This is a genomic window from Brachybacterium squillarum M-6-3, assembly GCF_000225825.1.
In the GTDB taxonomy this organism is placed as follows: Bacteria; Actinomycetota; Actinomycetes; order Actinomycetales; family Dermabacteraceae; genus Brachybacterium; species Brachybacterium squillarum.
Window position 1 is genome coordinate 315342 of the sequence record NZ_AGBX01000001.1, and the last position, 20464, is coordinate 335805.

A 20464-nucleotide genomic window follows, 5' to 3' on the forward strand; every position below is an offset into this window, starting at 1 on the left:
TCCGCCACGTCACCCTCTCGCCACGAGTTGCCGCCCGGACACACTGGACGACGCACCCGGCCCCGGCGGTTGCCACCGCAAGCCATGACCCCTTGCCGGGTGTCGGAATCATGTGCAAACGTTTGTCGGACGCGGCCCGTCAGAGCGGACACCGAGGCCGCGCCGCCGAGATCTGTTCCCCGACTCGCCGGCGCCCCCGCGCCCCGCCGGAGACCGCGCGCCCGGCGACGAAGGAGTGCCCGCATGCGTCCGTCCCCACCCCGGCGACCCTCGGCGTCCCCGCCGCGGCGTCCGAGCCGGCGCGCCCTGCTGGCCGCCGCGCCGCTGGCCACCCTGGGCCTGGCCTCCTGCGGCGTACCCGAGGAGATGCAGGTGGACGCCGAGACGGTGCTGTCGATCGCCCTCGGCCAGGCCGAGTCCCATCCCAGCTACGGCGCCCTGGTCGACTTCGGGGACGACCTCGCCGCCGCCACCGACGGCCGCATCGGCTCCCGGGTCTACCCCAACGAGTCCCTCGGCGCGCAGCAGGAGGTCGTGCAGCTGGTCTCCGACGGCGCCGTGGACATGGCCGTCATCTCCTCCACCACCCTGGAGAACCTCTCGGTCCGCTTCCGCCCCATGAACCTGCCGGGCGTCTTCGACGACATCGACCACCAGGCCCTCGCCCTGGCCGACGAGGCCATCACCGGGGAGGTCTTCACCTCCCTGGAGGACTCGGCGAACCTGATGGTGCTGGGCGGCTTCACCCAGGGCGCCCGCCACGTCTACCCCAGCAGCGGCGTCGTGATGACGCCCGAGGACCTCACCGGCCGCAAGATCCGGGTGCAGGAGTCCGACGTGTTCCTCGACCTGATCCGCGCGATGGGCGGCTCCCCCACCCCCATGGCCTACGGCGAGGTGTACACCGCGCTGCAGGCCGGGGTGCTCGACGGGGCCGAGAACAACGAGATCTCCTACTGGACCCAGCGGCACTACGAGATCGCCGGCTTCTACAACCTGACCTCGCACTTCGTCGGCTTCGACTACCTGGTCATCAACGCCGCCCGGCTGCGGGAGCTCGGCGGCGACGAGGACGCCTTCCGCGCGACCGTCGCCGCCATGCAGGACACCTTCGTGGAGACCTGGCGCGCCGAGACCGAGGCGACGATGACGCAGATGGTGGAGGCCGGCGTGCAGGTGGCCGAGCCCGACGTGCCGGAGGTCTGGTCCCCCATCTACGAGGAGGTGGCGCGGTCCTTCCTCACCACCGCGGAGGACGAGCAGCTCTACGAGTCGATCCGGGCGCTCGCGCCCACGGAAGGAGGCGCGTGATGAGGACCCTTCGCGCACAGCTGGTCGGCGTCCTGCGCTGGACCTGCATCCTCATGTTCGCGGTGCTGGTGCTGGTGGTGCTGTGGCAGGTGTTCACCCGCCAGGTGGTGGGCCGCCCCTCCGGCTGGACCACCACCATCGCCCAGTACCTCTTCGTGTGGCTGTCCCTGTTCGGCCTCACCCTGGTGTTCGCCGAGCGCGGCCACGTGGCCGTGGACATCCTGGTGGACCGGCTGCCCGAGGGGGCACGACGCCGGATCGGCGTGCTCGTGCAGGCCGGCGTGGCCCTGTTCGCCCTGGCCGCCCTGGTCTGGGGCGGACTGCGGGCGGTGGGACTGTCCTGGACCCAGGTGGTGCCGGGCACGCCGCTCACCATCGGCCAGGTGTACCTGGCCCTGCCGATCGCCGGGGCACTGATCGCGCTGTTCGCCCTGGAGGACCTGTGGCGGCTGCTGCGGGACCAGGAGCTGACGGCCACGGCGACGCTGGACGACGGCATCGACACCTCCGGGGGTGTATGAGATGGGTCCGGCCCTCCTCGCCGCGACGATCCTGGTCATCGGGATCTTCCTGCTGCTCGCCATCGGCGCGCCGATCGCGATCGCCATCGGCCTGCCCTCCCTGGTCGCCCTGACCGCCGTCGCCGGTCCCGAGCAGGCGGTGCTGGTGGGCGCGCAGCGCATGGTCACCGGCTCCAGCTCCTTCACCCTGCTGGCGATCCCCTTCTTCATCCTGGCGGGGAACCTGATGAACGTCGGCGGCATCGCCGAGAAGCTCATCGACGCCGCGAAAGTCCTGGTGGGGCGCCTGCCGGGCAGCCTGGCGCAGACCAACGTCGTGGCGAATGCCCTGTTCGGCTCGGTCTCCGGGGCCGGCGTCGCGGCAGCCGCCGCGATCGGCTCGACGATGGCGCCGCGGGAGCGCCGCGAGGGCTACGACCCCGTCGTCTCCGCGGCCGCGAACGTCGCCTCGGCCCCCTCGGGGATGCTGCTGCCGCCCTCGAACACCCTGATCGTGTACTCCCTGGTGTCCTCCACCTCGGTGGCGGCGCTGTTCGTGGCCGGCTACGGGCCGGGCCTGGTGTGGGTGATCGCCTGCCTCGCGGTGGTGACCCTGGTGGCGCGGAGGCGGCCCGAGATGCGCGGCACCCGGGAGCGGATCCCGGTGGCGGTCGCGGCGCGGGCGCTGCTGGCCGCGCTGCCGGCGATCCTGATGATGGTGATCGTGATCGGCGGCCTGCTGGCGGGGATCTTCACCGCCACCGAGTCGGCCGTGATCGCGGTGGTGTACTGCCTGGTGCTGGGCTTCGCCTACCGCAAGCTCACCCTGCGTCGCCTGCCCGCGATCTTGCTGGACTCGGCCCGCACCACCGCCGTGGTGATGCTGCTGATCTCGGTGTCCTCGGTGCTGAGCTGGGTGCTGTCCTTCGCGCTGATCCCGCAGATGGTGTCCTACTCCCTGCTGGGGGTGGCGGGCTCCGAGGTGGTGATCCTGCTGCTGATGACGGTGATCCTGCTGGTGGTGGGCACCTTCATGGACCCCACCCCGGCGATCCTGATCTTCACCCCGATCTTCCTGCCGATCGCGACGGAGCTGGGCGTGGACCCGATCCACTTCGGCATGATCATCACCTTCAACCTGTGCCTGGGCACGATCACCCCGCCGGTCGGCGTGATCCTGTTCGTCGGCTCGAAGGTCGGCGGGGTGCGGGTGGAGAGCGTCTCGAAGGCGCTACTGCCCTACTTCGCGGCGCTCATCGTGGGCCTGCTGCTGGTGCTGTTCGTCCCGCAGATCTCCCTGGCCCTCCCCGAGCTGCTGGGCGTGCTGAGCGAGGTCCCGGAGTAAGCACCGACCTGGTGGGGATGACGGCCCACGACGGCGTGTGACGGGGCTCTGGCCAAGCCCGCCGCGCTGCGGCACCGTGGGTCCCGCAGCGCTCCGTAGCTCAGCCCGGTAGAGCAGCTCCCCCATAAGGAGTGGGTCGCAGGTTCGAATCCTGCCGGAGCGTCGACCCCGGCCCGGCCCGGCCCGGGCGAACTTTCCCGCGCCTCACTTCCGCTGGTGGAAGCCAGGCGGACATAAGTTCGATCCGGGCGACGGGCGACGGGCGACGGGCGACGGGCGACGGGCGACGGGCGACGGGCGACGGCGGATCCTGCCCCACCCCGTGGCCTGTCGGGGCCGGCCGATACGCTCGGGCCGACCGTCCGGGGCATGCCCCGGCCCGCACCCGTCGTCCGGAGGCCCGATGTCCGCCCGTTCCCGCGCTGCCGGCGGCCCCACCGCCCCGGCCGTCCCCGCCCTGGACCTGCACGACCTGGAGGACGGCCCCGCCGAGCTGCTGCTCGGCGGCCGGGCCCTGGAGGCGGTGCGGATCGGCTCGGCCGACGTCTCCGGCTGGAACCTCGCCGACCTCGCCCTGGACGAGTGCGAGCTGGTGGAGCTGACGGCCCACGAGACCGACCTGCGCGGCTCCCGGCTCACCGAGACCCGACTGCTGCGCCCGGCGGCCTCCGCCCTGCGCGCCACCGACTCCTCCTGGCGGCAGGTGGAGCTGGACGGCGCCCGCATCGGGGCGCTCGCCCTCGACGGCGCCCACATCGGCCAGCTCCTGATCCGCGGGGGCAAGATCGACTGGCTCAGCCTGCGCGGCGCCGAGGTGGCGGACCTGCGCCTCGAGGACGTCACCCTCGGCAGCCTCGACCTCTTCGAGGCGAGCGCCACCCGGGTGGCGCTGCCCGGCAGCACAGTCGAGGAGCTGAGCCTGCACCGCGCCCGGCTGTCCTCGGTGGACCTGCGGGGGCTGCGCCCGGGCGCCCTGCACGGGATCGACGGGCTGCGCGGGGCGACCGTGGACCCGGTGACGCTGTTGGACCTGGCTCCGGCCCTGGCCGAGCACCTGGCGATCCGGGTGCGGGACTGAGCCCGCTTCCCGACGTCCCAGGGGCCGGGGTCCCTCGCTCAGGAGTGCTTGGCGATGGCCATCTCGTAGTAGCGCAGCAGGTCGTCGGAGGCGGCCTCCCAAGAGAAGCTCTCGGCCTCGGCGCGGGCGGCGGCACGGATGCGCGCCACCAGCCCGGCGTCCTCCAGCCGGTCCAGGGCCGCATCCAGCGAGGCCTCGTCGCCGGAGTCGAACAGCAGGCCGTTCTCCCCGTCGGTGACCTGCTCCATGGTGGGGCCGGAGCGGGCGGCGACCACGGGCAGGCCGCTCGCCATGCCCTCGAGGATCACCAGTCCCAGGGTCTCGGTGACCGAGGGGAAGACGAAGCCGTCGGCGCTGGCGAAGGCCGTGGCCAGCTCCTCGCCCCCCATGAATCCGGGGAACAGGGTGTGCGTGCCCGCGAACATCTCCTCCAGCTCGCCCCGGAAGGGTCCGTCGCCCACGATGGCCAGGGCCACGTCATCGCGGCGGTCCATCATCGGCCGCAGCCGGTGGATCTCCTTCTCGGCCGCCAGGCGCCCGACGAAGACCAGCAGCTTCTTCTCCGGATGCCCCTGGGTGAGGCGCTCCCGCATCGCCTCCGAGGCGAAGTCGGGGCGGAAGCCGTAGGTGTCCACGCCACGGCGCAGCACGTGCAGGTTCTCGATGCCCTTGCCGGCCAGCTCGTCGCGCATGGTCTGCGAGGTCGCGATGTTCACGTCGGCCAGGGCGTGGTTGCGCTTGATCTGCCACCACACCGCGGGCTTGCCCCACTTCCACGCCGTGTACAGGTCGAGGTAGCGCGGGATGTGCGTGTGGTAGCTCGCGACCAGCGGGATCCGCTGCCGCTTGGCGGCGTAGGCCCCGGAGGAGGCCAGCAGGATCGGCTGGGCGGCGTGGACCACGTCGGGGTGGAAGCCCCGGATGATGCCGTCCACGGTGGGGCTGGGCAGGGTGAAGCGCCGGTGCTTGTAGAACGGCAACGTCACCGGGCGGATGCCGACCACCCGCGCTCCATGGTGCTCGGTGACCCCGAGCTCGGGGGCGACCACCATGACCTCGTGCCCGAGATCCGTGAACCGTTCGACGGCGTGGCGCAGGCGGGTCACCACGCCGTCGACGGAGGGCAGGAAGGTCTCCGTGACGATCGCGATCTTCACGGGACGGGGCTCACTTCCAGGTGACGGTCGGCATGACGAGCTCGCGCTTGACACGGTCGGCGTTCTCGCGCGCCACGGCCAGCACCTCGGCGAGGTGCTCGTCGGTGAGCAGGTGCGGCTCCAGGCCCAGGTCCAGCAGGTTGGTGTTGACCGCGTTGTAGTAGTGGTCGTACTTCTCCACGCGCGGGTTCTCGGTCTCGGCGAGCTGGGCGTCCAGGCCCTGGTCGCGGGCGACCTGGGCGACCTTCTCGGCCAGCTCCTTGACGGAGAACTGCTCGGTGAACTGGTTGTAGACCCGGAACTCGCCGCGGTCGGCGGGGTTCTCGCAGGCGATCTCGATGCAGCGCACGGTGTCCTGGATGTCCAGGTAGCCGCGGGTCTGGGACCCGTTGCCGTAGACGGTGAGGTCGTGGCCGATGGCCGCCTGGATCAGGAAGCGGTTCAGGGCGGTGCCGAACACGGCGTCGTAGTCGAAGCGGTTGACCAGGCGCGGGTCGAGCCGGGTCTCGTCGGTCTCGAGGCCGTAGACGACGCCCTGGTTGAGGTCGGTGGCGCGCACGCCCCAGATGCGGCAGGCGAACATGATGTTGTCGCTGTCGTGCACCTTGGTGAGGTGGTAGAAGGAGCCCGGCTGCTTGGGGAACGGCAGGCGGTCCGTGCGGCCCTTGTGCTCGATCTCGATCCAGCCCTCCTCGATGTCGATGTTCGGCTGGCCGTACTCGCCCATCGTGCCGAGCTTGACGAGGTGGCAGTCGGGGGCGAAGTCCTTGATCGCCCACAGCACGTTCAGGGTGCCCTCGACGTTGTTGCGGTGGTTCTCGATCGCGTGCTCGCGGTCGATCATCGAGTAGGGGGCGCTGCGGTGCTCGGCGAAGTGCACGAAGGCCTCGGGCTGCAGGTCGCGGAAGATCCCGGCGACGGTCTCGTAGTCGGTGAGGTCGCCGATGACGACGTCGATGTCCTTGCCGGAGACCTCCTTCCAGACCTGCACGCGCTCCTCGAGGGGGAGGATCGGGGTCATGGAGTTCGAGCCCAGCTCCTCGTCGATCTCGCGCCGCACCAGGTTGTCGACGATGGTGACCTCGTGACCCTTCTGCGAGAGGTACAGGGCCGTGGGCCAGCCGCAGAATCCGTCTCCGCCGGCGACGACGATCTTCATTCCGAGTGTCCTCCGATATGTTCTAGGCCGGCGCGCGTGGATCGCCACCGGGCGAGCGGGTCGCTCCCGCTCCACGGTAATGCAGGGGGCAGGCCGCTCAAAGACGGTCCGCACCCGTGGTGAACAGCGAAGGGACGGGCGATGACCTCCGAGGCGCGTGAACCCGACGAGGGCCCCGGCGACGGACGAATCGCCGGAAACCCGGCTGAGGACCCCACCGTATCCGCCCCGGCTAGACCCGAGGTGCGAGCCGTGCAGGGGAACGACGGGCCGATCGGCCCCCGGCCCCTGCCGGACCTCGCCCATCGGGTGCTGGTGATGGCGATCGTGAACCGCACGCCGGACTCCTTCTTCGACCGCGGCCGCACCTTCGGCCTGGAGCAGGCGGTCGCGGCCGGGCACGCCGCCGCCGCACAGGGCGCCGACGTGATCGACGTGGGCGGGGTGAAGTTCGCCCCCGGCGAGGCGCTGCCGGTCGCCGAGGAGATCGAGCGGGTGGTGCCCGTGGTCCGGCGGCTGCGGGAGGAGCTGCCCGGCGTGCTGCTCTCGGTGGACACCTTCCAGGCGGAGGTCGCCCGGGCCGCGGTCGCCGCGGGGGCGGACATCATCAACGACACCACGGGCCTGCGCGGGCCGGGCATGGCGGCCACGGCCGCCGCGACCGGCGCCACCATCGTGCTCACCCACTCCCTGGCCGAGCCCCGCACCCCGCTCCCCCGACCCACCTACGACGACGTGGTCGCGGAGGTGGAAGTGGCGCTGCACGACCTGGTGGAACGCGCCACCGCGGCGGGCATCACCCGGGAGCGGCTCGTGCTGGACCCGGGTCCGGACCTGAACAAGACCACCGAGCACACCCTCGCGCTGCTGCGCGGCTGGGAGCGCTTCACCGCGCCCGGCCTGCCGCTGCTGGCGGCCCTGTCCCGCAAGGACGTGATCGGCGAGACGCTCGGCCTGCCCAAGGAGGAGCGCCTGGAGGGCTCGCTCGCCGCGGCCGGCTGGGTCATCCCCCGCGGCGCGCGGATCCTGCGGGTGCACGACGTGGCCGCCACCGTGCGCGCGGCGCGGATGACGGAGGTGCTGCTGGGCTGGCGGGAGCCGGCCGGGCCGCTGCGCCACAACGTCTGAGCGCCCGCCGCGGAGCGCCGCCGTCACCGGGGATCGCCCGGTGGCACGATGGCGGCATGGAGCTGAACGAATGGGCCGATCGCATCGACGCGGTCTCGCGGGGATACGCCGACTACTACGACATCGACCGCACCGTCGAGTGGTCCCTGCTGAAGCTGACCGAGGAGCTCGGTGAGCTCACCCAGGCGCACCTCACGGTCACGGGGCAGAGCCGCCCCCGGGAGGGCGATGCCGCCGAGCAGGAGGCGAAGCTCGCCGTGGAGCTCGCCGACGTGCTGGGCATGGCGCTGGTATACGCGCGGATGCGGGGCATCGACATCGAGCAGGCGCTGGCCGCGAAGTGGCTGCACTTCGAGGCCTTCCACCGCGAGCGCGGCTTCCTGCCCGCCGAGCCCGAGGGCTGACCGCCCGGTGCCGGACGGCCCGCGGTCGTGCTGCCGGGCCCTGCCTCAGCGGCGCGGGGAGGAGGGGTCCTGCGGGGCGGCGAGACGGCCGGTGCGGCGCAGCCACAGCTCCAGCGGGACCGTGACCAGCGGCGGGATGGAGGCGGCGAGGGCGCACAGCGCGACCCACCAGCGCCAGCGGAGCTTCCAGGCGGCGATGAGGGTGACGGCCACGTAGAGCATGAAGGCGCCGCCGTGGAGGCGGCCGAACAGCCATACCCCGATCTCGGTGGTGCCGGTGACGTACTTCAGGAACATCCCGACCAGCAGTCCCGCCCAGGTGAAGGCCTCCAGGAAGGCGATCGCGGCGAACAGCCGGCCGAGCGGCGCGGCCTCGCGCGGCGCGGCGCTGGTCTCGGCGATGCGGTCGGGGGCGGCGGTGCTCATGCGGGCGGGCTCCAAGCGGGCGTCGGGGGTCGGTGCCGCCAGGATCCCAGAGCGTCCCTGGGCACGGCCGGGAGGGGTGACGGGCCTCTCACGGGACCTCGCCGGCCCGGGCTGCGCGGGGGGGGTCAGCAGCCGAAGCGCTCCAGGATCGCGTCGGTGACGCCGGGCCAGACCCGCACGTGATCCTCGCCGAAGGGGCGGTCGCCGAGGAAGGCGGCGGTGAGGCCGCGCTCGGGGTCGGCCCAGAGGAAGGAGCCGGACTGGCCGAAGTGGCCGACGGTGCGGGGGCTGCTGCCCGAGCCGGTCCAGTGGGGGTCCTTGTTCCCGCGGATCTCGACGCCGAGGCCCCAGTCGTTGGGCTTCTGCCGGCCGTAGCCGGGCAGGATCCCGGCCAGGCCCTCGAACTGGACGCGCCTCGCCTGCTCCCAGAGGTCCCGGGAGATCAGGGTGGGCTCCAGCAGCTCGCGGCCGACGGCGAGCAGGTCGCGGATGCTGCCGCGGTAGCCGGCGGCCGGGGAGCCGGTGACGTCGAGGTCGACCATGCCGAGCCCCGCGACCACGGTCTGCTCCATCCACTCCGCGTAGTCGTAGCCCGTGGCCTCCTCGAGGTGGGCGGCGAGCACCTCGAAACCGGTGTTGGAGTAGATGCGCCGCGCGCCGGGGGCGGCGACGGGCTCCTCGCCCTCGAAGGGGTAGCCGGCGGTGTGCGCGAGCAGGTGCCGCACGGTCGCCCCCTCCGGACCGGCGGGCTCGTCCAGTTCGAGGAGTCCGCGCTCGACAGCCACCAGGGCGCCGAGCGCGGCGATCGGCTTGGAGACGCTGGCGAGATCCCACACCTGCTCCGGCGCGCCCTGGGTGTGCAGGGTCCGGGCGGCGTCGGAGACCCCGAGGGCGTGGGCGAAGTCCACCCCGACGGGGATACCCCCGGGATGAGCGGTGTCGGCGGGGTCCACGGGGTCGGCAGGGGCGTCGGAGGTCATCACCCGCCCAGGGTCGCACGGCCCCCGGACCGGTCACCGGACAGCGTCGACACCCCCGGATCGTCGAGAGACCGTTTCGTGACGTATGCGCCTTTCCCGGCGCGACCAGGGCGTATGGAGATTTCTCCACAAGCCTCCATGCGGCCTGCACTTTTTACCTCTGGTTTACTTTCTTTCGGCTTGTCGATGATGACGACGAGGATCCGGGAGAACGAGCTCCCGGACCTCTCGCACCACCAGGGGCCTCCTCATGACGCACGCACCATCCACCCTCCTCCTGCCCGCACCCCGGCCTGCCGTCGAGCCCGGGTCGACCACCACCCCCGCGCCCCGCCCGGGTCGGCGACTGCTCCTGCTCGGGGCCGGCACGATGACCGTCTCCCTCGCCCTCGGCATCGGCCCGGCCGATGCCGCCCCGACCCTGCGCCGCGGCAGCCGCGGCTCCTCCGTCGGCCGCCTGCAGCGGAACCTGGCCGACCTCGGCTACTGGTGCGGACGGGCCGACGGCAGCTTCGGCCACCTCACCCAGCAGGCCGTCTGGGCGCTGCAGAAGGCCGCCGACCTGAAGGCCGACGGGGTGGTCGGCCCCAAGACCCACCGGGCGCTGGACCGCGACACCCGCCCGCGCCCGACGATCCGCTCCGGCACGGCCTTCGAGGTCGACCTCTCCGAGCAGCTGCTGATGTGCATCTCGGGCGGCCGCCTGACGTACATCCTGAACACCTCCACCGGCAGCGGGAAGCGCTACTACTCGGGGGGCCGCTGGAAGACGGCCACCACCCCGAAGGGCGACTTCTCGATGTTCCGCTTCCCCAGCCGCGGCTGGCAGCGCGCCCCGCTCGGCACCCTCTACCGCCCCGGGTACTACGACCGCGGCTGGGCCATGCACGGCTCCACCTCCATCCCGCCCTACCCGGCCAGCCACGGCTGCAGCCGGATCTCCACCGCCGCCTGCGACCACCTCTGGGACCGGTCATGGTTCCGGAAGGGCCGGCGGGTGCTGATCCACTCCTGAGCCGCCGCCGGGGCCGCCCGATCCGGGCGGCCCCGGCGTCTTCACCAGGCCTGCACGAATCCCCCGCCGCCCCGCCGCGCCATCACTCACGTCCTGACCAGGTCCCGCGCTACGATCGTGGGGCGACAAGCCCGTCGACCTCCCCGTCGACGCCTGGGCCGGAACAGCAGGAGAGCAGGGATACCGTGGGCATCTTGGACCGGATCGAGCGAGGGCTCGACCGCGGCGTGACGAGCGTGTTCTCGCCGGGACGCGGCCAGTTGAAGCCGCTCGACCTCGCCCAGGGCCTCAAGCGCGAGTGCGACGACCAGATCCAGGTGCTGGACCGGGCGCGCACCCTGGCCCCGAACGTCTACACCGTCTACCTGCACTCGCAGGACTTCGAGCGCTTCTCCTCCTGGCAGGAGACCCTCATCGAGGAGCTCCAGCGCGTGGTCATGGAGCACGCCGAGAAGCAGCGCTACATGTTCGTCGGAGCCGTCAGCGTCGACCTCGAGCAGGACGACGAGGTCAAGCCCGGCCGCTTCGAGACCGAGTCCCGCACCGAGCGCGGCAGCGTCGCCCCGGCCACCGCCGCCGGCAGCGGCGCGGGCGGCCACCCCATCATCGAGATCGACGGTCAGCAGTACCTGCTCACCGGCCCGGTCACCGTGATCGGCCGCGGCGGCGACTCCGACATCATCCTCGAGGACACCGGCGTCTCCCGGCACCACCTGGAGCTGCGCACCGAGGAGGACGGCACCCTGATCGGCACCGACCTCGGCTCCACCAACGGCACCTTCGTGGACGGCGAGCGCATCCGCACGCCCGTCGCCCTGCAGGACCGTTCGCTGGTGAAGATCGGCCGCACCCGCCTGACCGTGAAGCTCCCCGACGCCGCCCCCTCGACCTGGTGAGCCGCCCATGAGTGAACTGACCATCGTCGCCCTGCGCCTCGGCTTCGTGCTGGCGCTGTGGCTCTTCGTGATCGCCGTGCTGCTGATCCTGCGCGGCGACCTCTTCGGCACCACCGTGGTGAACCGCTCCAGCAAGGACCCCCGCCGGGACCAGCGCCCCGCGGCGAACCCCTCCGCCCCCGCCCAGATGGGCGACCAGCGCACCGACCCGAACGTCACCACCACCTCGCTGGTGGTCACGGCGGGTCCGCTGCGCGGCACCTCCATCACCCTCGGCTCCACCCCGATCCTCATCGGCCGCGCCCCCGAATGCACCCTGGTGCTGGACGACGACTACGCCTCCAACCGCCACGCCCGGGTCTACGAGCGCGACGGCGAGTGGATCGTGGAGGACCTCGGCTCGACCAACGGCACGCTGGTCTCCGGCCGCCGGATCGAGGGGGCCGTGCCCTTCCGACCCGGCGCGCAGGTGCGCATCGGCCGCACGGAGATCGAGCTGAGGCGAGGGCCCCGATGACCATCGCCCTGCGCTACGCCGCCCGCTCCGACGTCGGCCTGGTCCGCTCCAACAACCAGGACTCCGGCTACGCCGGCAGCCACCTGCTGGTGGTGGCCGACGGCATGGGCGGCCACGCGGGCGGCGACGTCGCCTCCTCGGTGGCGATCGGCCACCTGGCCCGCCTGGACTCCGACACCCCCGCCTCCGACATCGTCGCCACCCTCGAGGAGTCGGTGCTCGCCGCGAACCAGGAGATCCTGCGCCGCGCCCGGGACGAGCCGCAGCTCGCGGGCCTGGGCACCACCATCACCGCGCTGCTGCGGGCCGAGGACAAGTTCGCCCTCGCCCACATCGGCGACTCCCGCGCCTACCTGCGGCGCGGCGGCGAGACCACCCAGGTCACCAAGGACCACACCTTCGTGCAGCGACTGCTGGACGAGGGCCGGCTCACCGAGGAGGAGGCCGAGCGCCACCCCCAGCGCTCCGTGCTGATGCGCGTGCTGGGCGACGTGGACGCCGACCCCGAGCTCGACCTCTCCCTGCGCTCGGCGCGGGTGGGCGACCGCTGGCTGCTGTGCTCGGACGGTCTCTCCGGCCTGGTCTCCTTCGACACCATCGACGCCACCCTGGCCGAGATCGAGGACCCCGGCGAGTGCGCCGACGAGCTGGTGCGGCTCGCCCTGCGCGGCGGCGGCCCCGACAACATCACCTGCATCATCGCGGACGTGGTGGACCTGGACCGGCTGCCGCGGCACTCCGAGTCCCCCACCTCCACCCCGCAGATCGTGGGCTCCGCCGCCCGCAACCGGCACCGTCCGAGCCTCGGCTCCGGGCCGGCCGCGAAGGCCGCCGCGCTCACCCGCGAGGAGGGCGAGGCGCCCTACCAGGACGAGGACTTCGGCGAGGAGCCGCCCCGGCGCAGCCCCTGGCCCGCCCTGGTGGCGGTGCTGCTGCTGATCGGGGTGCTCGGCGGGGCGCTGTGGGCGGGCTACGCCTGGTCCCAGCAGCAGTACTACGTCGGCACCGACGGCACCCGCGTGGTCGTCTACCAGGGCCTGTCCGAGGACCTCGGCCCGGTCTCCCTGTCCAGCGCCGTCGAGGTCACCGACATCGAGATGTCCGACCTGCCGGCGGTCACCCAGGACCAGGTCGAGGCCACCATCTCCGCGAGCGACCGCGAGTCCGCCGACGCCATCGTCGAGCGGCTCGAGCGCGCCGCCGTGACCTCCCTGCCCCTGGACCCGGAGGCCACCGAGACCCCGTTGGAGAGCACCACCCCCGCCGAGTCCGCCACGGAGGACGCCTCCTCCACCCCGGCGAGCACCCCGGAGGACACCCCGAGCAGCGAGGAGGGTTGATGGCGACGATCGTCTCCTACACCGCCCGGCCTCGCCGCACCCTGCAGGGCCTGCTGCTGCTGTTCGCCGTCGCCATCGGCGTGACCGCCTACGCCCTGGTGGGCCTCGGCCGCTTCGAGGAGGTGCCCGCGGACCTGCCCGTCGTCGCGATCGGCGCCCTCGTGCTGGCCGCGGCCCTGCAGGTGGTGGTGAGCCTGCGCGCGCCCTACGCGGACCCGGTGATCCTGCCGCTGGTGGTGCTGCTGAACATGATCGGCATCGCCGTGATCTCGAGCGTGGACTCCGCGAATCTGCTCTACTCCGACCAGGAGACCTCCGTCGCCACCCGGCAGATGATCTGGGCCGTGGTCGGCGTGATCCTCTGCGTGACCGTGCTGGCACTGCTGCGCGACCACCGCTGGCTGCGCCGCTACACCTGGACCTTCGCCGCGGCCGGCGGCATCCTGCTGCTGATGCCCCTGGTGCCGGGCCTGGGCGCCGAGCGCAACGGCTCGCGGATCTGGATCTCCATCGCCGGCAACTCCTTCCAGCCCGCCGAGCTCGCCAAGATCGCCTTCGCCGTCTTCTTCGCCGGCTACCTGGTCTCCCGCCGCGACACCCTCGCCCTGGCCGGGCCGAAGGTGCTGGGCGTGCGCCTGCCGCGCTGGTCCGACTTCGGGCCGATCCTGGTGGCCTGGGGCTTCGCGATGGCCGTGCTCGTGTTCGAGACCGACCTGGGCACCTCGCTGATGTTCTTCGGCCTGTTCGTGGCGATGCTGTACGTCGCCACCGACCGGCTGAGCTGGCTGATCATCGGCGCCGTCATGTTCCTGCCGCCCGCCGTCTTCGCCGCCACCCAGATGGGGCACGTCCGCCGCCGCCTCACCTGCTGGCTGGACCCCCTGGCCAGCGAGAACTTCGACGCCTGCGGGCAGGTCAACGCCGGCCTGTTCGGCCTGGCCAACGGCGGCATCACCGGGGCCGGTCTGGGCACGGGCCGCCCCGACGTGGTGCCCTTCGCCGAGTCCGACTACATCTTCACCTCGATGGCCGAGGAGCTGGGCCTGGTCGGCGCCTTCGCCGTGCTGCTGCTGTACCTGCTGCTGGTGCAGCGCGCGCTGCGCGCCGCCGTCGGCATCTCCGACGGCTTCGGCACCCTGCTGGCCGCGGGCCTCGGCTTCGTGATGGCCCTGCAGGTCTTCGTCGTCGTCGGCGGCGTCACCCGGGTGATCCCCCTGACCGGCCTGACCCTGCCGTTCCTGGCCGCGGGAGGCAGCTCCCTGGTGTGCAACTGGATCATCGCCGGGATCCTGGTGCGGCTCTCGGACGCGGCCCGCCGCCCCGCCGCCCGCCAGCTCCAGGGCGACCTGCCCGCCCCCGGCCGACGCGACGCGGAGGTGCCCGCATGAACCGCCCCCTGCGCCACGTCTGGCTCGTGATCAGCGTGCTGTTCGCGCTGCTGTTCGCCTCCACCACCTACTTCCAGGTGATCGCCCAGGGCCGTCTGAACGCCGACGGCCGCAACGCCCGCGCCATCTACAACGAGTTCGGCCGCCACCGCGGCCCGATCGTGGTGGACGGCGAGGCCGTGGCCTCCTCCAGCGAGTCCGACGACACCTACGGCTACCAGCGCTCATACGACCCCGGCAGCCTGTACGCCCATGCCACCGGCTACTACTCCGTGGTCTACGGCTTCTCCGGGATCGAGAACGCCCTGAACGACACCCTCTCCGGCGAGGCGGACGCGCTGTTCTACCAGCGCATCTCCGATATCCTCTCGGGCGAGCAGGGCCAGGGCGCCACCGTCGAGCTGACCCTGGACTCGGGCGCGCAGCGGGCCGCCGCCGAGGCGATGGGCGACCGCAAGGGCGCCGTGGTGGCGCTGGACCCCGAGACCGGCGCGATCCTGGCGATGGTCTCCACCCCCAGCTACGACCCCAACGAGCTGGCCTCGCACTCCAGCTCCGAGGTGCAGCAGGCTTGGAGCGAGCTGAACGCCGACGAGGACAGCCCCCTGACCAACCGGGCGATCTCCGGCGACCTCTACCCGCCGGGCTCCTCCTTCAAGCTGGTGGTGGCCGCGTCCGCCCTGGAGACCGGCGAGTACACCCCGGACACGGTGATCCCGGGCCCGGGCACCTACACGCTGCCCAACACCTCCTCGGTGATGAACAACCACGCCGGCGGCAACCAGGAGGCCTGCGGACCGAACGACGAGTCGACGCTGATGTCGGCCCTCGAGCAGTCCTGCAACACCTCCTTCGCGCTGTTGGCCAACGAGCTGGGCGAGGACGAGCTCTCCGCCACCGCGGAGGAGTTCGGCTTCGGCCAGGACCTCTCGATCCCGATGTCCGTGACCCCCTCCACGATGGGCTCGGACCTCAACAGCGCGCAGCTCGCCAGCACCGGCATCGGCCAGTACGACACCCGCGTCACCCCGATGCAGATGGCGATGGTCGCCGCCGGCGCCGCGAACGACGGCGTGGTGATGCAGCCGCAGCTTGTGCAGGAGGTGCGCACCAACGACCTCTCCACGATCACGGCGCTCAGCCCCCGGGAGCAGGGGCAGCCGATGAGCGCCTCGAACGCGGCGCTGCTGCGGCAGATGATGGTCGGCGTGGTCGAGGACGGCACGGGCACCGCCGCCGCCATCGACGGCGTCGAGGTGGGCGGCAAGACCGGCACCGCCGAATGGGGCGAGGACCGCGCCGCGCACTCCTGGTTCGTGGGCTACGCCGACGCCGGGGATCAGCAGGTGGCCGTGGCCGTGGTGGTCGAGGAGGGCGGATACGGGTCGACGACGGCGGCACCGGTCGCCCAGGACGTGATGGAGGCGGTGGTCGGCGGATGAGGACGGCAGCAGGACTGGTGCTCGAGGGTCGCTACGAGCTGACCTCGCTGATCGCCACCGGCGGCATGGGGCAGGTCTGGAAGGGCCGCGACCGCGAGCTGGACCGGGACGTGGCGATCAAGGTGCTGCGCGAGGAGTACGCCTTCGACGAGGGCTTCCTCAAGCGCTTCCGGGCCGAGGCCCGCCACACGGCCGCCCTCTCCCACGACGCGATCGCCGCCCTGTACGACTACGGGGAGATCGACGGCCGCGCCTACATCGTGATGGAGCTCTGCCCGGGCCGTCCGCTCTCGGACATCATCGAGGAGAACCCCGGCGGGCTGCCCGAGAAGCGCGTGATCACCGTGCTGATCGAGCTGGCCCGGGCGCTGGACGCCGCCCACGCCAAGGGCGTCGTGCACCGCGACGTGAAGCCCGAGAACGTGCTGGTGGACGAGAAGAACGGCTGGTCCATGAAGATCACCGACTTCGGCATCGCCCGCAGCGCGGACCAGACCAAGCTCACCAAGACCGGCCTGGTGATGGGCACCGCCCAGTACCTCTCCCCCGAGCAGGCGATGGGCAAGCAGGCCACCTCCCTCTCGGACATCTACGCCCTCGGGATCGTGGCCTACGAGATGCTGGTGGGGCACCGCCCCTTCACCGGCTCCAGCCAGGTCGACATCGCGATGGCGCAGGTCAAGCAGCAGCCGCCGAAGCTGCCGGAGTCGATCAACCCGGACCTGCGGCAGCTGGTGATGATGGCCCTCGCGAAGGCGCCCGCGAACCGTCCCCGCTCGGCGGCGGCGGTGGCCCGGATCCTCGAGGCCATCCAGCGCGGCGTGGAGCCCCGCTTCACCACCGGAGCGATCCCCGTGACCCGGGTGGAGGACCACGACTGGACCGGGGAGACCGCCGCCGGCAGCGCCGCGCGCTCCGCCTCGGCGTCCTCGGGCACCTCGGCCGCCTCGGGCGGATCCGCGGCCCGGGAGGGCAAGACCCGTACCGCGGCGATGCCGCTGCCGCTGTCCGGCCGCGGACGGGGCATCCGGCACCGCTCGGGCGGCTCGGCCTCCTCGGCCTCGCGCCGCTCGGCCCGCTCGGCCCCCTCGGCCGCCTCGGCCCCGTCAGCCCACTCGGCGTCGTCGGCCTCCTCGGCCCGCTCGGCGGCCTCCCCGGCGCCGGCTCCCCTGCCCGGGGAGTCCTCCGCCCCGAGGAGCTCGGGTCCGGGAGCGTCCGGCTCCTCCGGGCCGCGCCGTTCGCCGGGGTCCCCGCGGGCGCTGGACGGCGTGGACACCCCCACCTCGGAGAGGACGGTGCGCGGCACCTCCACCGGTCGACGCATGGGCGGCATGTCCCTGCCCGGCCTGGTCCTGATCGTGATCCTGCTGGTCGTGATCGCGGTCGCGATCATCGGCGGGCTGGGTCTGCTGCCGATCTCGGCGGCCTCCGCCGCCGCGTCGACGGTCCCCGCCCAGGGCACCCTGGCCGCGGTCGGGATGCTGGCAGCCCCTAGGATGGTCCCGGCGATCGGGGTCGATCCCCGCCCGTGCACGGACGTGAGGACGGAACAGCAGTGAGCGAGAACGAACTGGTCCTCGGCGGACGCTACCGGCTCGGGCGTCTGCTCGGGCACGGCGGCATGGCCGAGGTGTACCTCGCGGAGGACACCCGCCTGCACCGCACGGTGGCCGTGAAGGTGCTGCGCTCGGACCTCGCCCGCGACGACTCCTTCCAGGAGCGCTTCCGCCGCGAGGCGCAGAGCGCCGCCGCCCTGAACCACCCCTCGATCGTCGCGGTGTACGACACCGGCGAGGAGCACCAGACCTCCGTCACCGGCGCCGAGATGACGATCCCGTACATCGTCATGGAGTACGTCCAGGGCACCACCCTGCGCGAGCACATCGACCCCGAGCACCCGATGGACGCCGCGAAGGCCGGGGAGATCATGGCGGCGCTGCTCAGCGCCCTGGAGTACTCCCATCGCGCCGGCATCGTCCACCGGGACATCAAGCCCGGCAACGTGATGATCACCGACACCGGCGCGGTGAAGGTGATGGACTTCGGCATCGCCCGCGCGGTCGCCGACGCTACCAGCGCGATGACCGCCACCCAGGCCGTGATGGGCACCGCTCAGTACCTCTCTCCCGAGCAGGCCCGCGGACAGCTCGTCGACGCCCGCTCCGACATCTACTCGGCCGCCTGCGTCATGTTCGAGATGCTGACCGGGCGCCCGCCCTTCACCGGCGACACCCCCGTCTCGATCGCGTACCAGCACGTGCGGGAGGACCCGGCGGCGCCCTCGGCCTACAACCCGGCCGTCACCCCGGCGATGGACGCCGTGATCCTCACGGGTCTGGCCAAGGACCGCGAGGAGCGCTACCCGAGCGCCGTCGCCTTCTCCCGGGACATCGCCGCCGTCATCTCCGGCCGCGAGCCCCGCCTGGTGGGCGGCGCCGTGCCCGTCGGCGCGGAGGCCGAGGAGACCACCGTGCTGGGCTCGGTGGAGGACTCCACCGACTCGATCCCCGTCACCGGACCCACCGCCGTGCTGCCCGCCGCCGCGGGCGTTGCCGCGGGGGTCGGGATGGCCTCCACCGGCAGCCTTTCCACCGGCTCGCCCACCCCGGCGGGCTCCCCCGCGCCGCACCCGGCGCAGGAGGTCGAGGAGGAGGAGGAGCCGAAGCGCCCCTGGTGGCTGCTGATGCTCGTCATCGTCGCCGTGCTCGCCCTGCTCGGGGCGCTGCTGTGGTACCTCGACCCCTTCGGCACGGACGGGCCGGAGCAGGTGGCCGTCCCGGCCCTGGCCGGGGAGACCCAGGAGGATGCCGAGGCCCTGCTCGACGAGGCGGGTCTGGAGGGCGAGTACACCGAGGAGGCCTCCGAGGACGTCGACGACGGCACCGTCATCTCCTCGGACCCGGGCGAGGGCCAGGAGGTCGATGCCGGCTCCACCGTCGCCGTGACCGTCTCCGCCGGCCCCTCCCCCGTGGACGTGCCGGACGTGACCGGCATGAGCGAGTCCGAGGCCGAGTCCGCCCTCGAGGAGGTCGGCCTGAGCATGTCCGTGGCCGGCGAGGAGGACCAGGCCGGCACCGAGGCGGACGAGGTCATCCGCTCCGATCCGCAGTCCGGCGACACCGCCACCCCCGGCGAGGAGGTGGAGGTGTGGGTCGCCACCGGAAACTACACCGTCCCGAACGTCGTCGGGCAGACGCAGGAGAGCGCCACCGAGATGCTCGAGAGCGCCGGCTTCGAGGTCGACGTCACCGAGGCCGAGTCCGAGGACGCCACCGCAGGCACCGTCACCTCCCAGACCCCGCCGGCGGAGTCCTCGCAGGCGGTCGGCTCGACCGTGCAGATCGTGGTCGCCGCCGAGCCCGGCCCGGTGACCGTCCCCAATGTCACCGGCCGCACCGAGGAGGACGCCCGCCAGGTGCTCGGCGATGCCGGCTTCGGCATCAGAACCGAGCGCGAGGCCTCCGACTCCGTCGCCGAGGGCTCCGTGATCCGCACCGATCCGGAGGCGAACTCCGAGGTCGAGGAGGGCGCGACGATCACCCTGGTGCTCTCCACCGGCCCCGAGGAGACCGAGGAGCCGACCACCCCCGAGGAGACCACCACCGAGGAGGAGCAGACCACCGAGGAGGAGACCACCCAGGAGGAGCAGACCTCCGAGGAGGCCGAGGACGAGAACGCCGAGGAGGGTGGCGATGAGTGAGCAGGCGACCGGCGCCCGGGTGCTGGTGATCGACAACTACGACAGCTTCGTGTTCACCATCGTCGGCTACCTCGAGCAGATGGGAGCCGTGTGCACCGTGGTGCGCAACGACGCGGTGCCCACCACCGCCGAGGGGTCCGTGGACCTCACCGGCTTCGACGGGGTGCTGGTCTCCCCCGGCCCCGGCAACCCGCAGACCGCCGGCAGCTCCCTCGAGGTGATCGGCCGCTGCGCCGAGCAGGAGGTGCCGATGCTCGGGGTGTGCCTGGGCCATCAGGCCCTCGGCGAGTTCTACGGCGGCACCGTCACCCACGCGCCGCAGCTCATGCACGGCCGCACCAGCGTGCTCTCCCATGACGGCGCGAGCGTCTTCGACGGGGTGCCGAGCCCGATGACGGCCACCCGCTACCACTCCCTCACCGTGGTGCCGGAGACGGTGCCCGCGGCGCTCGAGGTGACCGCCTGGACCGCCGACGGCGTCGTGATGGGCCTCGCCCACCGGGAGCTTCCCCTGCACGGCGTGCAGTTCCACCCCGAGTCGGTGCTCACCGAGCACGGCCACCTGATCCTGGCGCGCTTCCTGGAGCTGTGCGACGGGATCGACGCCGTCGAGCGCTCCCGCGGCCTGGCGCCGCTGCTCGCCGCCGGCTGAGCGCCAGGCCCGTCAGCGGGCGCCGA

Annotated in this window: 19 protein-coding genes and 1 tRNA gene; 16 read left to right on the forward strand and 4 right to left on the reverse strand. The window is 72.4% G+C overall.

Going from position 1 to position 20464, the window contains the following annotated elements; translation table 11 throughout:
* The first annotated feature begins 243 nt into the window (after nucleotides 1-243).
* The 5 genes from dctP to OM98_RS01530 all read left to right on the forward strand — a co-directional run bounded on the left by dctP (nucleotide 244) and on the right by OM98_RS01530 (nucleotide 4234).
* The gene (gene dctP, locus OM98_RS01510; protein ID WP_010532794.1) at nucleotides 244-1311 is read left to right on the forward strand and encodes a TRAP transporter substrate-binding protein DctP; all 1068 of its coding nucleotides are present in this window, start codon (nucleotides 244-246) and stop codon (nucleotides 1309-1311) included.
* Nucleotides 1311-1832, forward strand: coding sequence for a TRAP transporter small permease (locus tag OM98_RS01515; protein ID WP_010532795.1), 522 nt, complete (start codon nucleotides 1311-1313; stop codon nucleotides 1830-1832). The genes dctP and OM98_RS01515 overlap by 1 nt, the downstream gene beginning before the upstream one ends.
* Before the next feature lies 1 nt (nucleotide 1833).
* Nucleotides 1834-3156: a TRAP transporter large permease gene (locus OM98_RS01520; protein ID WP_010532796.1), complete on the forward strand. Its 1323-nt coding sequence runs from the start codon at nucleotides 1834-1836 to the stop codon at nucleotides 3154-3156.
* Nucleotides 3157-3245: 89 nt separating this feature from the next.
* A tRNA-Met gene (locus OM98_RS01525) sits at nucleotides 3246-3319 on the forward strand.
* A 240-nt stretch (nucleotides 3320-3559) separates the two neighbouring features.
* Complete coding sequence (locus tag OM98_RS01530; RefSeq protein WP_010532797.1) at nucleotides 3560-4234, forward strand: pentapeptide repeat-containing protein; 675 nt, start codon at nucleotides 3560-3562, stop codon at nucleotides 4232-4234.
* A 38-nt stretch (nucleotides 4235-4272) separates the two neighbouring features.
* On the opposite strand, the gene OM98_RS01535 is transcribed toward OM98_RS01530, so the two are convergent.
* Entirely contained in the window at nucleotides 4273-5391 is a 1119-nt protein-coding gene (locus OM98_RS01535) for a glycosyltransferase family 4 protein (protein WP_010532798.1), read from the reverse strand.
* 10 nt (nucleotides 5392-5401) lie between these two features.
* On the reverse strand, nucleotides 5402-6550 hold the full coding sequence (locus tag OM98_RS01540) for an NAD-dependent epimerase/dehydratase family protein (RefSeq protein WP_010532799.1): 1149 nt from the start codon (nucleotides 6548-6550) through the stop codon (nucleotides 5402-5404).
* Between the two features lie 252 nt (nucleotides 6551-6802).
* On the opposite strand from OM98_RS01540, the gene folP reads away from it, so the two are divergent.
* On the forward strand, nucleotides 6803-7678 hold the full coding sequence (folP, locus tag OM98_RS01545) for a dihydropteroate synthase (RefSeq protein WP_010532800.1): 876 nt from the start codon (nucleotides 6803-6805) through the stop codon (nucleotides 7676-7678).
* A 56-nt stretch (nucleotides 7679-7734) separates the two neighbouring features.
* Complete coding sequence (locus OM98_RS01550; protein WP_010532801.1) at nucleotides 7735-8082, forward strand: MazG nucleotide pyrophosphohydrolase domain-containing protein; 348 nt, start codon at nucleotides 7735-7737, stop codon at nucleotides 8080-8082.
* Between the two features lie 45 nt (nucleotides 8083-8127).
* Here OM98_RS01550 and OM98_RS01555 read toward each other — a convergent pair whose 3' ends face one another.
* The gene (locus OM98_RS01555) at nucleotides 8128-8508 is read right to left on the reverse strand and encodes a DUF3817 domain-containing protein (protein ID WP_010532802.1); all 381 of its coding nucleotides are present in this window, start codon (nucleotides 8506-8508) and stop codon (nucleotides 8128-8130) included.
* A gap of 125 nt (nucleotides 8509-8633) precedes the next feature.
* Entirely contained in the window at nucleotides 8634-9488 is an 855-nt protein-coding gene (locus OM98_RS01560; RefSeq protein WP_010532803.1) for a serine hydrolase domain-containing protein, read from the reverse strand.
* A 250-nt stretch (nucleotides 9489-9738) separates the two neighbouring features.
* On the opposite strand from OM98_RS01560, the gene OM98_RS01565 reads away from it, so the two are divergent.
* The 9 genes from OM98_RS01565 to OM98_RS01605 all read left to right on the forward strand — a co-directional run bounded on the left by OM98_RS01565 (nucleotide 9739) and on the right by OM98_RS01605 (nucleotide 20438).
* Nucleotides 9739-10503 (forward strand): L,D-transpeptidase family protein, encoded by a 765-nt coding sequence (locus OM98_RS01565; RefSeq protein WP_010532804.1) that lies wholly within the window; start codon nucleotides 9739-9741, stop codon nucleotides 10501-10503.
* Nucleotides 10504-10688: 185 nt separating this feature from the next.
* Nucleotides 10689-11399, forward strand: coding sequence for an FHA domain-containing protein (locus tag OM98_RS01570; RefSeq protein ID WP_010532805.1), 711 nt, complete (start codon nucleotides 10689-10691; stop codon nucleotides 11397-11399).
* Between the two features lie 7 nt (nucleotides 11400-11406).
* Nucleotides 11407-11916, forward strand: coding sequence for an FHA domain-containing protein FhaB/FipA (locus OM98_RS01575; RefSeq protein WP_010532806.1), 510 nt, complete (start codon nucleotides 11407-11409; stop codon nucleotides 11914-11916).
* The gene (locus tag OM98_RS01580) at nucleotides 11913-13256 is read left to right on the forward strand and encodes a PP2C family protein-serine/threonine phosphatase (protein ID WP_010532807.1); all 1344 of its coding nucleotides are present in this window, start codon (nucleotides 11913-11915) and stop codon (nucleotides 13254-13256) included. Before OM98_RS01575 ends, OM98_RS01580 begins: the two co-directional genes overlap by 4 nt.
* Entirely contained in the window at nucleotides 13256-14644 is a 1389-nt protein-coding gene (locus tag OM98_RS01585; protein WP_010532808.1) for an FtsW/RodA/SpoVE family cell cycle protein, read from the forward strand. Before OM98_RS01580 ends, OM98_RS01585 begins: the two co-directional genes overlap by 1 nt.
* Nucleotides 14641-16086, forward strand: a complete 1446-nt coding sequence (locus OM98_RS01590) for a peptidoglycan D,D-transpeptidase FtsI family protein (protein ID WP_010532809.1) — start codon at nucleotides 14641-14643, stop codon at nucleotides 16084-16086. Before OM98_RS01585 ends, OM98_RS01590 begins: the two co-directional genes overlap by 4 nt.
* Entirely contained in the window at nucleotides 16083-17645 is a 1563-nt protein-coding gene (locus OM98_RS01595; RefSeq protein ID WP_033194802.1) for a serine/threonine-protein kinase, read from the forward strand. The genes OM98_RS01590 and OM98_RS01595 overlap by 4 nt, the downstream gene beginning before the upstream one ends.
* Nucleotides 17642-19786, forward strand: a complete 2145-nt coding sequence (gene pknB, locus OM98_RS01600) for a Stk1 family PASTA domain-containing Ser/Thr kinase (RefSeq protein ID WP_010532811.1) — start codon at nucleotides 17642-17644, stop codon at nucleotides 19784-19786. Before OM98_RS01595 ends, pknB begins: the two co-directional genes overlap by 4 nt.
* A complete protein-coding gene (locus tag OM98_RS01605; protein WP_010532812.1) occupies nucleotides 19779-20438 on the forward strand; it encodes an anthranilate synthase component II in 660 nt (219 codons plus the stop codon). Before pknB ends, OM98_RS01605 begins: the two co-directional genes overlap by 8 nt.
* The last annotated feature ends 26 nt before the right edge of the window (nucleotides 20439-20464 follow it).